Below are 13,386 nucleotides of genomic sequence, written 5' to 3'. Positions count from 1 at the left end.
CCGATAATTTTGACGGCTCGTTGCGGGAACCGGTTGTTTTACCGGCGCGGCTGCCCAACCTGCTTTTGAACGGTTCGGCGGGAATTGCGGTGGGGATGGCAACCAATGTTCCTCCGCACAACCTGCGCGAATTGACCGATGCTTTGATCTATCTGATTGATCATTACGATCAGATGGACGAAGTCAGCATTGAAGATTTGATGCGTTTTCTGCCCGGCCCGGATTTTCCAACCGGCGGGGTGATTGTCGGGCAGGAAGCCATCCGCCAGATGTACACCACCGGGCGCGGACGGTTGACTGTGCGCGGGCAGGCGCATATCGAAGAGATGCGTGGCGGACGCTATCAGATTGTCATTACCGAAATTCCGTTTCAGGTCAACAAAACCAGTTTGATCGAGCGCATTGCCGAACTGGCGCGCGAGGGGCGCCTGGATGCCATTTCCGACCTGCGCGATGAGTCCGACCGGCGCGGGATGAGCATTGTCATCGAGCTGCGCCGCGGAGCGCAGCCGCGCAAGGTGCTCAACCAGTTGTACAAATATACACCGTTGCAGACCACTTTCGGAGCGCACTTACTGGCGCTGGTGGATAACGAACCGCGTTTGTTAACCCTCAAGCGCGCTTTACAGATTTATATCGAACATCGCATTGAAGTCATTACCCGCCGCTCTCAGTTTGAACTGGAAAAGGCGCGCCAGCGGGCGCACATTCTGGAAGGGTTGCTGATCGCGCTGGCCAATTTGGATGAGGTCATTCAAACTATCCGCCAATCGCCGGATGTGGAAACCGCCCGCGAGCGGTTGATTACGCGCTTCAAATTGACTGAAATGCAGGCGCAGGCGATTCTGGACATGCAGTTGAGAAGGCTGGCAGCCCTGGAACGCCAAAAGATCGAAGAAGAACACCGTTCCTTGCTGGAACGGATTGCCTATCTGGAAGATTTGCTGGCTTCACCCAATAAAATTCTGGACGTGATCAAAACCGACTTGCAGGATGTGAGCGCAAAGTACGCGGACGCCCGCCGCACTCTTTTGCTTGCAGAAGCCAGTGAAACTTTCAACGAAGAAGACCTCGTTGCCGATGAACACGTCTTAATCATGATTACGCAGCGCGGTTATATTAAACGCGTGGCGGCGCGCGCCTTTCGTACGCAGATGCGCGGCGGGCGTGGCGTAACCGGTCAAAACCTGAAGGAAGAAGATGAAACCCTGATGGTCATACCGGCGCGCACGCTGAATACCATCCTGTTCTTTTCGGACAAGGGGAAAGTCTATTCTGAAAAAGTGTATCAGATACCGGATGCCGGCCGCACCGACCGCGGCATTCCAATGGTCAATGTCCTTTCGCTAGGAGCGGATGAAAAAATTACCGCAGCTGTGGCTGTGACGGATTTTCAGGCAGCCCAATATTGCACCATGGCAACCGTCAAGGGACGGGTTAAACGCGTGGCGCTGGCCGAGTTTGCCAGTGTGCGCCCTTCTGGTCTGATTGCAATCGGTCTGGAAGATGGTGATGAGCTGGGTTGGGCGCGCATCACCAGCGGGAGTGACGATATTATTCTGGTTACGGCCCAGGGCAAGGCCGTGCGATTCAATGAAAACGAAGTGCGCGTCATGGGCAGGCAGGCTGCCGGCGTCAGCGGCGTTCGTTTGAGCAAAGACGATCAACTGGCGGGTATGGAGGTTGTGCAGCCCAACGCCGAATTGCTGGTGGTCACCGAGCGCGGCTTTGGCAAACGCACCCCCCTCAGCGAATATCCGCCCAAAAGCCGCAATACCGGCGGTGTGACTACCATTAACCAGAAGAATCTGCAAAAAATTGGCAAAATTGCCGCCGTGCGGGTGGTGGAAGAAAATGACGATATCACCCTGGTTTCAGCCAACGGGCTGATCATCCGCATGAAGGTGAAGGACATCAGCCGCACGGGGCGCTCGACACGCGGTGTACGGCTGATGGTTCTGGCAGATGACGACAGCGTAACTTCGGTTGCGCGGATTTCGGCGCGGGAACTGCAAAAGGCGGAAGAGGAAAAGAACGGCGAGAACGGGACGTGAGATTGTTTACACCCAGATCCGTCCGGTCAGCACCAGACAGAGTACCCCCATCACGCAGGTCATCATGAGCAGCAACAGTGCAATGACAAACCGCTGCGGCGCGGTCAGTCCTAGAAAGGTGCGCCGGGCTGCGATGGTGCGGGTTGGCTTAATTTGATCCAGTAGCGGGGTCTGTTCTTCCTCCGGTAATTCTTCGAAAGCGGAATTGCGCAGATCATCTAACATTTAAATCCTCCGGTTGAGAAGGCGCTCAAGAGAGAGGCCTCAATTTCAGGTCACCGACCGTGAAGGTTTGTTCACTGTCATCGTTCATTTTTAGGCGCAAATGTCCGAAGGGGTTGATGCCGAGCAAAATCCCTTCAAAGGTTTCTCCGCCGGGATTTTCCAGCCGCACCTTTTCCCCTTTAAAGGCCAGCCGTTGCTGCCAGCCGGTGAGGAAGGAAGGGGTGGTCAGCAAATCGCGCCAGTGAATGACCGTTTTCAGCACTTCTGCCAGTAAATGCCAGCGGTTGACGGTTGTGCCGACTGCATCCTCAACACAGGTTGCCGGGAAGAGGACTTGATCGGGGGGAGGCACTGAAGCAGGTGCAACATTGATGCCGATGCCCAGCACGACTGCCTGCAACCCATTCCCCTGCCAGAGGGACTCAGCCAGCACGCCGCACACTTTGCGCTGGTTGAGCAGCACATCGTTGGGCCACTTGATGAGGGGTTGCAAGGCGTAAATTTGCTCCAGCACCATGGCGACGCTGAGTGCACCTAACGGTGAGTAGAGCGGGAGCAGGTCGGGTTGCGGCAGGGCCGGACGCAGAATCAGGCTGAAGGCCAGGGCTGCGCCGGGCGGTGTGAACCAGGATCGGCCCAGCCGTCCGCGGCCGGCGGTTTGATGGTCGGCAACGATAAGGGCTAAATCGGGGGCTCCTTGGGCTGCCCAATCCAAAGCGTCTTGATTGGTTGAGCCGGTTTCGGGGTAGAAACGCACTTCTGGAAGCGGTAAATCTTTCAATGAATCGAATATAGCTCTTTCAGACATGCCTTAATTGTACTCGAAACAACGGTAATGACCTCAGCAAGGAGAGCGAAAAACCAGTTCCCCCTGAGCTGTCCAGTTTGGAGGGAAGAGGTATTTGATGGTGGAGTTGATTTCAATCCTTCTTTATCTCAGGTTGGGCCTTAAAAAATAAAAAAAAACAGCAGTAACCCTCCCTGCCCTGGACTGCGAAAGGGATACTGCTGTATTTGCCGTAAGATTAACGCGCGGTGACTTTGATGGTTTTGGGGCGGGCGTGTTCGGCTTTGGGGACAAACAGGGTCAACACACCATCTTTCAGACTGGCTTCAGCCTTGTTGGAATCCACCGCTTCGGGCAGGTCAATCGTCTTGCAAAAGCGTCCGCTGGGGCGTTCGGCCAGCAAATACTCGGCATTTTCCTGCCGGTCGTTTTTCAGGTTCCCTTGAATCGTAACGCGATTATCCACCACCTGAATGTTCAGGTCGTCTGCCTGGACACCGGGCAGTAAAGCAGTAATGGTATAGCCGTTTTCGGAAACCAGCACATCGGCCGGGAAGAAAACCTGCCCCTGTTCTTCCTGCCAGTCCTCTGCCATGCGTTCCATCCAGTGACGGCGAGCCATACGGCGGGCATAGGGATTGATCCAGTAAATGCTCATTTTGTTCCTCCAGTTTTGATTCATTGCCTCATCCAATGAGGTAATTTACAGCCGATTTTAGGTTTTTTTTATTGTTATTGAATCAGAGAAATGTAAAACTTTTATCAGTAAAAAAGGCTTCCAATTCAACCTTGTAAATTTGAAAGCGCAGCTTGCTGAAATTGTGGTATGATAACCGCTTGGAGCAAGAAAAAAATGGACGATCGAATCACAATTATTGAAGGACCAACCCCCGACTTTGAAACGATTGATGATGGGTGGGCGCTGGGTTTGAATGAAAGCCCATCGCTGTATGACCTGGCGCTGACCCGCCTGCGAACCTTCAACGGCGCGGCGCTGGTCGAGCGCTGCCACCGTGCCTGGTACAGGCAAAATCACATCTACCTTCATTACCGTAACCCGCTGGGCATGGAAGAACGCGTACCGATCATGGCGGCTCAGTCGGTGGAAACCGAGCAGGGACAGGTGCTACTCCTGTGGGTGCGCCGCAAACACGAGGAAACCGAGATCGAAATTGATCTTGATGACGACGAAGAGGGCGGAGAATTCGGTAACTGAACCAATCCTCACTTCACAAAAAACAACCCCGCATGAAGTCTTGCGGGGTTTCTTTTATTGAAATACTGGTGCCCCCGGCGGGAGTCGAACCCACAACCTCGGCGTTAGGAGTGCCTCGCTCTGTCCTTTTGAGCTACGGGGGCTTTGATCTTGCCGGATTATAGCATTGGCATTTCCACGATGCAAGATGACAATCTTTAACTTGATGTAAACGAACCGGCAGGCGTGGGGGGGGACACGCCTGCCGATCCTCAGGGAGGGAACTCCACCGAAGGCTTGTGTTTCAACGTGGGGGGGACACGCTGAACGGCCTTTTGGGTGGATTGACACCATCTACCAGTAAGTGTTGGTGTCATTGCTAATATACACTAATTTTGTCCAAATTGTATTAAAAATCTATAAGAGTTTTCTTATAATTCAGTCCGATTTTTCATTCCGCTTCTTTTTGAATAACCGCAGCATTTCTTTAACCTCGGCAGCGGTTGGCTGGGGTTTTTCTTCCCGCTGCGGCCGGCGCTGACTGTTGATCAACTGGCGGGCAAATTCATCACTGGGAAGAACCTGCGCTCCCCAGCGTCGGGCAGCAGCCTGAACCTCGCGGTCGGAACTGACCACTGTCCAACCGGTTGCCGATTTTCCCAGTTGTTTGAGGCGGGCGGAGATGGCTGCATCGGCAGTCATCTCCCGCACCACAAAGTGGGCGGTAACCTGTCCAAAGGACTGATGCCCGGCTTTGCCCACGGCGGCGCGGTCAAAGTACACTTCAACTTTTTGCCGCCGGGTTGAGGCAAATGCCTGCAGCAGGCGAATCAGGTGTTGTTCATCATCCGGGCTTTCCAGCCGCAGGCCGCCGATGTGCGGAATCAGGTTGTGTCCGTCAATCAGATAAGGCATTGGGTACTTCCTCTGCCCTCATTTTACTGGAAAAGTATGCTATGATTCTATCTAACGATAACCTTTACTTTCTGAATGGAAAGACGTGCCTTCCCGTTATGAGAAGCTGGAAACGCATTATTCCCTTTTTGATTCTGAATATCATCATCTCGGCGGCGACTACGCTGACCGTTTTACTGTTGTGGGATCGCAGCCTGCGCCCGGTACAGCCGCTGCCGGTCAGTGTGGGCGGCACGGGTGGTATTCCCCCTGCCGGCAATTCCATCCAGCCGGCTCTGCCTGGCGATGCCACTTTGCCTCCCGCAGATGAACCGGTCATCCTGATTGAAACCGTGATCGGCGCAGGGGATTTGCAAAACGAGGCCGTCCTCCTGAGGCGGGTGGGTGAAGGCGAATTGCTGCTGACCGGCTGGAAGATCAGCAACGGGCGCGGGGCGGAGTATGTCTTTCCCTACCTGCTGTTGAACAAAGGCGGCGCTGTGCGTTTGTACAGCCGCGCGGGCAACAATACGGTGATGGAATTGTTCTGGGGTTCAAACCAAGCTGTTTTTCGTAGCGGCGATTTGGTTTCCTTATACGACTGGCAGGGCGGCCTGCGGGCCACCTACAATGTGCCCTGAACAGGTTTCGTCAGGGTGGGCTGAAAGATGAACATCTTTGAATGGGTCGCCGAAGAAAAAATACGCTCGGCAATTGAAAGCGGTCAATGGGATAACCTGCCCGGTAAGGGTAAACCGTTGCAATGGCAGGAAAATCCTTTTGAACCGCCCGAATGGCGCATGGCTTTTTCGCTGTTGCGTCAGAACGGCTTTAGCCTGCCATGGCTGGAAGAACGAAAAGAGATTGAGGCAGAAGTACAGCAATTCCGCGCTCAACTTGCTTTAGGGCTGCGCTCTGCAAATGTAATGGAGGTAAAGGATTGGGCCAAAAGCCAAATTGACCGCTTGAACCGGCGAATTTTCCGGTACAATTTAGGGGTGCCTTTGGATCGTTTTCAGGTGACATCTTTGAATCTTGAACAGGAAGTGGAACGGGCGCAGCCTGTTTCCGATTAGAATTCATGAAAAGCAGGTAATCATGTCGCAAGCACTGTATCGAAAGTGGCGTCCACGTCTGTGGGATCAGGTCGTCGGGCAGGATCATGTAGTCCAGACTCTGCAAAATGCCATTCGCAGCGAGCGGGTGGGACATGCCTACCTGTTTGCCGGGCCGCGCGGTACCGGCAAAACCACTACTGCCCGTCTGCTGGCCAAGGCGGTCAACTGCCTCGCTGAATCACCGGCGGATCGCCCGTGTGATCGCTGCGAGCATTGTCAGGCGGTCAACAACGGCCGATTTCTTGACCTGATTGAGATTGATGCTGCTTCCAATACCAGCGTGGATGATGTGCGTGACCTGCGCGACAAGATCAATTTTGCTCCGACGCAGGGCAAATACAAAGTGTACATTATTGATGAGGTTCACATGCTCTCGACAGCGGCTTTCAACGCCTTGCTGAAAACGCTGGAAGAGCCACCGCCGCACGCCATTTTCATCCTGGCAACCACTGAGATTCATAAAATCCCTGCTACGGTGCTTTCGCGCTGCCAGCGGCATGAATTCCGGCGCATCCCCGTCCGGCTGATTGTGCAGCATCTTCAACACCTGTGCCGGCAGGAGCATGTGGATGTGGATGAGGAAACCCTGACGCTGATCGCCCGTCAGGCAACCGGCAGCCTGCGGGATGCCATTTCCCTGCTGGATCAACTGGCTTCAACTGGCGCTCCCATTCGTCTGAAAGATGCCCAGCAGGTGTTGGGGACGGCTGCCAGTCAATCGGTCATCGAACTGGTGGAAGCTTTGCTTGAACGGGATGCGGCCAATGGATTAAGCACCATTCACGCCGCGTTGGATGGTGGCAGTGATCCGCGCCAGTTTGCCCGTCAGGTGGTGGATTACTGCCGCAATTTATTGCTGGTGAGGATGGGCAATGGTGAACTGATCGAAGCCACGCCCGAACAGCAGGCGCAAATGACCAATCATGCCCGCCGTTTTACCACACAAACCCTGCTTGAAACCATTCAAGCCTTTAATGCTGCCGCTGCCGATCAGCGCAGTGCCTGGCAGCCGGCCCTGCCGCTGGAAATGGCACTGGCTCAGCTGGTCAGTGAACCGACGCCTGCCTCGCAAAGTGAGCCTGTGCATTCCGTTGAACCGGCGGTGGTCAATGTCCCTTTGCCGGTCAAAACCGAAAAGGCGCATAAAACTCCGGCTTCAAAAGAGGAAACATCCACCCAACCGGCCGGCGAGCCATCCGCACCCGATGCGCCAGCAGAGCAACAGCTTGGCGTAGTTCCTGCTCAGGCCGGGCAGGCAGATGATGATCAACCTGACCAGCCTGAAAGCGGGTCTGCTACTCAATTGCAAACCATTCTGGAGAACTGGCAGAAAATCCGTCAGCGGGTGAAAACTCAAAGCTCACCGGTGGACGGCCTGCTCAATTCCTGCAAATATGTTACCATGCGCAATGGGGTGCTGCAATTGGGGTTTGGCAGTGAGGTGCTCAAAACCATGATGGAAAAAGGCAACAACCTCAAGATTACCCGAAAAGCCATTCAGGATGTGCTGGGGGTCGAGGTTCAAATTGCCTGTGTGGTGGTGCAGGGCAAGGGCAGTAACCTGCAGTTGGATGGCGATATCGAAGCGGATGGGATGGTCAGTACAGCCTTACGCCTTGGTGGAAAAATTGTGCATAAAGAGTGATTAAAATTTCGGGTAAAAGAGGTTAAGGAGGCAGGAATGGCAAAAGGAAAAGGAATCAATCGCGGTGCTGTGCCCGCAGGTGGGATGGGCGGCGGAATGATGGCGCAGATTCGCAAACTTCAGGAACAAATGGAAGCCGCGCAGGCCCAATTAGAAGTGGAAACGGTCACCGCCTCGGTGGGGGGTGGGGCAGTCAAGGTGACCATGACCGGCGCACAGGTGTGCAAAGGGATTGAGATTGCCCCCGATCTGCTCAAAGACGCCGATGTGGAAATGCTGCAAGATTTGTTGCTCAGCGGTGTCAATCTGGCGTTGGAACAGTCGCGCAAACTGGCGGAAGAACGCATGGGGCCGCTGGCGGGCGGGCTGTCTGGTTTGGGACTCTGATGGTGCGTTTGGAATGCCAATCTTACCGGATGCTGTCCAAAATTTGACTCTGGCTTTTGAGCGTCTGCCCGGAATTGGGCCAAAGACCGCTTCACGGCTGACCTTTTATCTGCTACGGGCACCGGAAGAAATTTCGCGCACGCTGGCTGAGGCCCTGCTGGCGTTGAAAAGTGACACCGGCTTGTGTCAGGTGTGCTTCAACATTACCCGCGCCGGCCAGGAAATTTGTGATATCTGTGCCAGTTCACAACGCGATGAGGGGGTGATCTGTGTTGTGGAAGAACCGCTGGATGTGCTGGCGCTGGAACGCACCGCCGGTTATTTTGGCCGTTACCATGTCTTGCACGGGGTGCTTTCTCCCATTGAAGGGATTGGGCCGGATGACTTGAAAATCAAACCGCTGCTGGAAAGGGTGAGGAGCGGAAAGGTCAAGGAAGTGATTCTGGCGACCAATCCCAGCATGGAAGGGGACGCTACTGCGCTGTACATTCAGCAGCAACTGGCAAAAAGTGGCGTGCGCATCACCCGTCTGGCGCGCGGTTTGCCGGTAGGGGGCGATCTGGAATACGCCGATCAGAACACCTTGCTGCGCGCTTTGGCGGGCCGACAGGAACTGGGTTCCTGAGAGGGTCTGCAATCCAACCCCTGAGGGGTATACATTTTCATTTTGAATTAATACTAATAGGATAAACTTTATTCTATTCTATCTACCCATACGGACAATTTGGTCCTCCAAAAAGGAGAACAAAAATGAAAAAATCTGTATCCATCTTGTTTTTGCTGTTCGTACTGATGGTTGGTTCTGCCTGTGCGCCGAATGCCGCAGAGGTGTCAACCCCCACCCTGGAAAGCAGCTCCCCAACGCCCTTGCCCACCATGCCGGCTACCCCTGAGCCGACGGTGGAACTCACCGAGCCTCAAGTAACCGAAACAGCCGTAAGTGAAACAGGCAATGGCGAGCAGAACCAAACCGTCATTTACAAAATTGTACCGGGTGAATCCCGTGTAACCTATGAGGTTGGTGAAACTTTTATCAACCAAAATAACCGCTTTGCAGTGGCAGTGGGCGTAACCACCGAAGTGCGTGGCGAGGTGTACGCCAATCTCTCCAACCCGCCGGAAAGCAGCATCGGTGTGATTGAGGTGGATATCAGCCAGTTTAAGTCCGACTCGTCCCGCCGGGATGGGGTGATTCGTAATCAATGGCTGGAATCGGCGCGCTACCCGATTGCCCGTTTCGAGCCGCTGCGGGTGGAGGGGTTGCCCCAGGCATACAGTGAGGCGACGCCATACGCCTTTCGGGTGATTGGCAACCTGACCGTCAAGGATGTAACCCGCGAGGTGGCCTTTGACATCACCGCTCAATTGAGCGGCGACACCCTGACCGGTACAGCGACCACCACCCTTTTAATGAGTGATTTTGGGGTTGGCCCAATTTCGATTTTGGGTGTGCTGAATACTGAGGATGAGGTAAAACTAACCTTCGATTTTGTTGCCCGCCCTTAAGGCATACTGGCAGGTCTTAAGTAAAACGGGATGGAAGGCCACGCTTCCATCCCGTTTTTGATGGGCAGGTTTGTGCCGCTTACGGCTATAATCAAATCAGTTCACCTGACGGAGGAGAAAACGATGGACAAATACCGCGTTAAACCGGAACAGAAGATTCGATTGAAGGATTGGGATGCGGATGAAACTGACTCGTTCGATGGCGGCAAAGATGAAGGCAGAGAACGGCTGCAGGAACTGAACCGCGAGCTGGAAACTTTGCAGGAACTGTTATACGCCGAACACAAACACAAGGTGCTGATTGTGCTGCAAGGGATGGATACCAGCGGCAAGGACGGCGTCATCCGCCACGTGTTCGATGGAGTCAATCCCCAGGGGGTGCGGGTTGCCAATTTTAAGGTGCCAACGCCGGAGGAATTGGACCATGATTATCTCTGGCGGGTACACCGACAGACGCCCGCCAGGGGTGAGATTGTCATCTTCAATCGCAGCCATTATGAGGATGTGCTGGTCGTCAGGGTGCACGGGCTGGTGCCGGAAGATGTCTGGAAACGCCGCTACGCCCATATCAACGATTTTGAACGTTTGCTGGCCGATGAAGGTACGCTGATTCTCAAGTTCTTCCTGCACATTGATATGGACGAACAGAAAAAACGTCTGCAGGCGCGTCTGGATGACCCGACCAAACACTGGAAGTTCAATGTGGGCGACTTGAAAGAACGCGCTCGCTGGGCGGAATATATGCAGGCTTATGAGGATGTGCTGAACAAAACCAGCACCGACTACGCGCCCTGGTACATTGTGCCTTCCAACAAGAAGTGGTACCGCAATCTGGTGATTGCCAGTGTGCTGGTTGATGCGCTCAAGGGGCTGAATATGCGGTATCCCGCTCCTCAAGAAGATTTGAGCAAGGTTGTGATCGAATAAGAACCTGGCGGCGAGGGGATACATCGGTGTTATATTTAGTTTCTACGCCAATTGGAAATTTGGGAGATATCAGCCAGCGTGCGCTGGATACCCTGAATCAGGTGGATTACGTGGTCAGTGAGGATACCCGCAAGACGGGCATGCTGCTCAAACATTTCGGCATTTCCAAGCGACAGATATCCTTCCGCGAAGATAACGAAGAACGTGCCCTGCCCCGCCTGCTGGATTTATTGAAAGAAGGGTATTCGCTGGCGTTGGTGACGGATGCCGGTACACCGGCAATTTCTGACCCGGGTTATCTCCTGGTGCGCCGGGTGATTGAAGCCGGCCTTCCGCTGACGGTCATACCCGGACCAACCGCGCTGATCGCCGCGCTGGTGCTTTCCGGTCTACCGGTGCACAGCTTTACTTTTCGCGGCTTTCCGCCGCGAAAGAGCGGGGCGCGTCGGCGTTTTCTGGCAGTGGATCAGGACAGCCCGCATACGCTGATTTTTTATGAAAGTCCCTACCGTCTGCAAGCCTTTTTAGCGGATGCTTTGCAGGTGTTCGGTAACCGCCCGGCAGCCGTTGCTAATGATCTGACCAAGATGTTTGAAGCGGTTTACCGCGGTACGCTGGCTGACCTGATTGAGGTGTTCAAGAAAGAGCCAATCCGCGGTGAGTATGTGGTGGTGATTGCCGGTAAATTCACCGGACCGCAAACGGCGTGAAGCGGGTGTGGGTGTCGAAATAGTCTTCGTTTTCAGCCCGCTTGAGGGCATTGACGATCTGATAGGTAAGAGGCGTCATAATCGCTTCAATACCGACCTTGAAGATGTAGTTGGTGAAGGTCAAGGTGGCAAATAATTCCCATGGGAAGACCCCCGCCAGCGTGGCAACGAAGATGAAAATCAGGGTGTCCACCCCCTCGCCCACCAGCGTGCTGCCGATGGTGCGCATCCACAAAAACCGCCCGCGGGTTATCACTTTCATGCGCGCCAGAACGATGGAGTTGCTGAAGGAGCCAGCCAGATAGGCCACCAGCGAGGCCAGCACAATTCCGCCGCTGCTGATGCCGCCGAGGATGGCTTCGTAGGCTTGCTGTCCGGCATACTCCTGCCAGGTGGCTTCACCCGGCATAACTCGCACCAGCCAGAGGACAAAGGCGGTCAGCGCCAGCATGGCAAAACCGGTCCAGATCACGCGGCGGGCGCGCCGAAAACCGTACACTTCGGTCAGCACATCCCCAAAAATGTAGGAGATGGGAAAGAGGATGGTTCCACCATCGAACGCCAGACGCAAACCGAAGATAGAAACCCCCCAATCAATAATTTTGGCTGACGAGGCAATGTTGCTGATAATCAGCACGGTGACGAACAAAGCCATTACCCAATCAAAATAACGATAAGTCCGGTTGGTTTCGTTTTGCATAAAATCCTTCTGGTTTCACCTGCTCATGAACGGATTTCGTCAGGATTTCCATTGCCTGACGCCGGTAATTCTACCATTTATGGGTAAAATTAAGAGAGAAAGGAGATCAACCCATGGAACTGGAATTGGTCAGCATTGAAAAACCGGAAGAGATCAATTTTGTATTGGGACAGTCGCACTTCATCAAGACCGTAGAGGATATTCACGAAGCGCTGGTTGGTACGGTGCCAGGCATCCGCTTTGGGCTGGCCTTTTGCGAGGCTTCTGGCAAGTGCCTGATTCGCTGGAGCGGAACAGATGAACAGATGATTGAACTGGCGCAGAAGAATGCTCAAAAAATTGGCGCCGGCCATTCTTTTATCCTCTTCCTCGGCAGCGGATATTACCCGATTAATGTGCTGAACGCGCTGCGCACTGTGCCGGAAGTGTGCCGGATTTTCTGCGCTACTGCCAATCCAACCCAGGTGATTGTTGCCCATAGCGATCAGGGGCGCGGTATTTTGGGTGTGATTGACGGTTTCAGCCCGAAGGGGATTGAAGGGGAAGAGGATATTGCATGGCGTAAAAACTTTTTGCGGCAAATTGGGTATAAGGCATAAGTCATTCCATTTCTGTAATCGGGAACCGGCGCAGGCTGAAAACCGTCCTGTTTTATATACAGAATTTCACGAAAAGTTAAAAGGATGATGGAAACAATGAAAAAGATGATTGCCGCCCTATTTGCCCTGTTTTTGCTGGCAGGCTGCGGGGGATTGTTCCAGCCGATGCCAACACCGGATGAAGATACCATTGCCACTCAGGTGGCCGCTATCCTGACCACCATGCCAACCGCAACCGAAGATGCGGTACTTCAACCCACCCAGCCTCTGCCGACCATTCCCCCTACCGAAACTCCGCTTTTACCTACGGAAACTGCCGAGCCGACTCAGGTTCAGCCCTCACCGACCGAACCGCCAGCCCTGCCTACCGAAACACCCTTGCCGACTCCTACAGCAACCCTTCAGCCGACGGCGACAATTGCTTTCACGCCTTCACCAAACGATCCGGTGGCGCGTTTGGGGCCAGCCAGCTGGACAGATAACATGGATAAGGATAATAACTGGCCAATGGGAAGTGACAAATTCACCGAAATTTCCTTCAGTGATGGGGTGATGTTCTTGACCGGCCTGACCACCACGGATGGCTGGCGTCTGACATGGCCGGAACTGACCAATTTTTATCTGGAAATGACCTTTCAG

Annotated in this window: 16 protein-coding genes, 1 tRNA gene and 1 pseudogene; 12 read left to right on the top strand and 6 right to left on the bottom strand. The window is 54.0% G+C overall.

What is annotated here, in order from left to right; translation table 11 throughout:
• The coding region (locus tag VAE48_RS05980) for a DNA gyrase subunit A (RefSeq protein ID WP_322792406.1) at positions 1–2,054 on the top strand (2,054 nt) is incomplete at its 5' end.
• A gap of 6 nt (positions 2,055–2,060) precedes the next feature.
• On the opposite strand, the gene VAE48_RS05975 is transcribed toward VAE48_RS05980, so the two are convergent.
• The 3 genes from VAE48_RS05975 to VAE48_RS05965 all read right to left on the bottom strand — a co-directional run bounded on the left by VAE48_RS05975 (position 2,061) and on the right by VAE48_RS05965 (position 3,724).
• Positions 2,061–2,279: a hypothetical protein gene (locus tag VAE48_RS05975; RefSeq protein WP_322792405.1), complete on the bottom strand. Its 219-nt coding sequence runs from the start codon at positions 2,277–2,279 to the stop codon at positions 2,061–2,063.
• Between the two features lie 25 nt (positions 2,280–2,304).
• The gene (locus VAE48_RS05970) at positions 2,305–3,087 is read right to left on the bottom strand and encodes a biotin--[acetyl-CoA-carboxylase] ligase (RefSeq protein ID WP_322792404.1); all 783 of its coding nucleotides are present in this window, start codon (positions 3,085–3,087) and stop codon (positions 2,305–2,307) included.
• Positions 3,088–3,304: 217 nt separating this feature from the next.
• Positions 3,305–3,724 (bottom strand): Hsp20/alpha crystallin family protein, encoded by a 420-nt coding sequence (locus tag VAE48_RS05965; protein WP_322792403.1) that lies wholly within the window; start codon positions 3,722–3,724, stop codon positions 3,305–3,307.
• 195 nt (positions 3,725–3,919) lie between these two features.
• On the opposite strand from VAE48_RS05965, the gene VAE48_RS05960 reads away from it, so the two are divergent.
• Positions 3,920–4,282 carry a hypothetical protein gene (locus VAE48_RS05960; RefSeq protein ID WP_322792402.1) on the top strand — a complete coding sequence of 121 codons (363 nt, stop codon included), beginning with the start codon at positions 3,920–3,922 and terminating at the stop codon, positions 4,280–4,282.
• Between the two features lie 66 nt (positions 4,283–4,348).
• On the opposite strand, the gene VAE48_RS05955 is transcribed toward VAE48_RS05960, so the two are convergent.
• Positions 4,349–4,425, bottom strand: a tRNA-Arg gene (locus VAE48_RS05955).
• A 274-nt stretch (positions 4,426–4,699) separates the two neighbouring features.
• The gene (locus VAE48_RS05950; protein WP_322792401.1) at positions 4,700–5,176 is read right to left on the bottom strand and encodes an NYN domain-containing protein; all 477 of its coding nucleotides are present in this window, start codon (positions 5,174–5,176) and stop codon (positions 4,700–4,702) included.
• 98 nt (positions 5,177–5,274) lie between these two features.
• Between VAE48_RS05950 and VAE48_RS05945 the strand changes: the two genes are divergently transcribed.
• The 8 genes from VAE48_RS05945 (at position 5,275) to rsmI (ending at position 11,448) form a co-directional block, all read left to right on the top strand.
• Positions 5,275–5,796 carry a lamin tail domain-containing protein gene (locus VAE48_RS05945; RefSeq protein ID WP_322792400.1) on the top strand — a complete coding sequence of 174 codons (522 nt, stop codon included), beginning with the start codon at positions 5,275–5,277 and terminating at the stop codon, positions 5,794–5,796.
• Positions 5,797–5,823: 27 nt separating this feature from the next.
• Positions 5,824–6,231: a DnaJ family domain-containing protein gene (locus VAE48_RS05940; RefSeq protein WP_322792399.1), complete on the top strand. Its 408-nt coding sequence runs from the start codon at positions 5,824–5,826 to the stop codon at positions 6,229–6,231.
• Positions 6,232–6,253: 22 nt separating this feature from the next.
• Positions 6,254–7,918 carry a DNA polymerase III subunit gamma/tau gene (gene dnaX / locus VAE48_RS05935; protein ID WP_322792398.1) on the top strand — a complete coding sequence of 555 codons (1,665 nt, stop codon included), beginning with the start codon at positions 6,254–6,256 and terminating at the stop codon, positions 7,916–7,918.
• Positions 7,919–7,954: 36 nt separating this feature from the next.
• A complete protein-coding gene (locus VAE48_RS05930) occupies positions 7,955–8,305 on the top strand; it encodes a YbaB/EbfC family nucleoid-associated protein (protein WP_322792397.1) in 351 nt (116 codons plus the stop codon).
• A 13-nt stretch (positions 8,306–8,318) separates the two neighbouring features.
• Positions 8,319–8,930: a recombination mediator RecR gene (recR, locus tag VAE48_RS05925; RefSeq protein ID WP_322792396.1), complete on the top strand. Its 612-nt coding sequence runs from the start codon at positions 8,319–8,321 to the stop codon at positions 8,928–8,930.
• A 125-nt stretch (positions 8,931–9,055) separates the two neighbouring features.
• On the top strand, positions 9,056–9,811 hold the full coding sequence (locus VAE48_RS05920; protein ID WP_322792395.1) for a YceI family protein: 756 nt from the start codon (positions 9,056–9,058) through the stop codon (positions 9,809–9,811).
• Positions 9,812–9,934: 123 nt separating this feature from the next.
• Positions 9,935–10,738, top strand: a complete 804-nt coding sequence (locus VAE48_RS05915) for a polyphosphate kinase 2 family protein (protein ID WP_322792394.1) — start codon at positions 9,935–9,937, stop codon at positions 10,736–10,738.
• A gap of 26 nt (positions 10,739–10,764) precedes the next feature.
• Complete coding sequence (rsmI, locus tag VAE48_RS05910; protein WP_322792393.1) at positions 10,765–11,448, top strand: 16S rRNA (cytidine(1402)-2'-O)-methyltransferase; 684 nt, start codon at positions 10,765–10,767, stop codon at positions 11,446–11,448.
• Here the strand turns inward: rsmI and VAE48_RS05905 are convergent.
• Positions 11,426–12,148, bottom strand: coding sequence for a queuosine precursor transporter (locus VAE48_RS05905; RefSeq protein ID WP_322792392.1), 723 nt, complete (start codon positions 12,146–12,148; stop codon positions 11,426–11,428). The genes rsmI and VAE48_RS05905 overlap by 23 nt on opposite strands.
• A gap of 113 nt (positions 12,149–12,261) precedes the next feature.
• Between VAE48_RS05905 and VAE48_RS05900 the strand changes: the two genes are divergently transcribed.
• Together VAE48_RS05900 and VAE48_RS05895 are read left to right on the top strand one after the other, a co-directional pair.
• Positions 12,262–12,747, top strand: coding sequence for an adenosine-specific kinase (locus VAE48_RS05900; RefSeq protein ID WP_322792391.1), 486 nt, complete (start codon positions 12,262–12,264; stop codon positions 12,745–12,747).
• 96 nt (positions 12,748–12,843) lie between these two features.
• Positions 12,844–13,386 (top strand): annotated as a pseudogene (locus VAE48_RS05895) (hypothetical protein); the annotation flags it as partial.

This window comes from Bellilinea sp., from assembly GCF_034432615.1.
Classification (GTDB): domain Bacteria; phylum Chloroflexota; class Anaerolineae; order Anaerolineales; family Anaerolineaceae; genus Bellilinea.
Note: the sequence above shows the minus strand (reverse complement) of the source record. Positions and strands in the feature narration are given on the sequence as shown.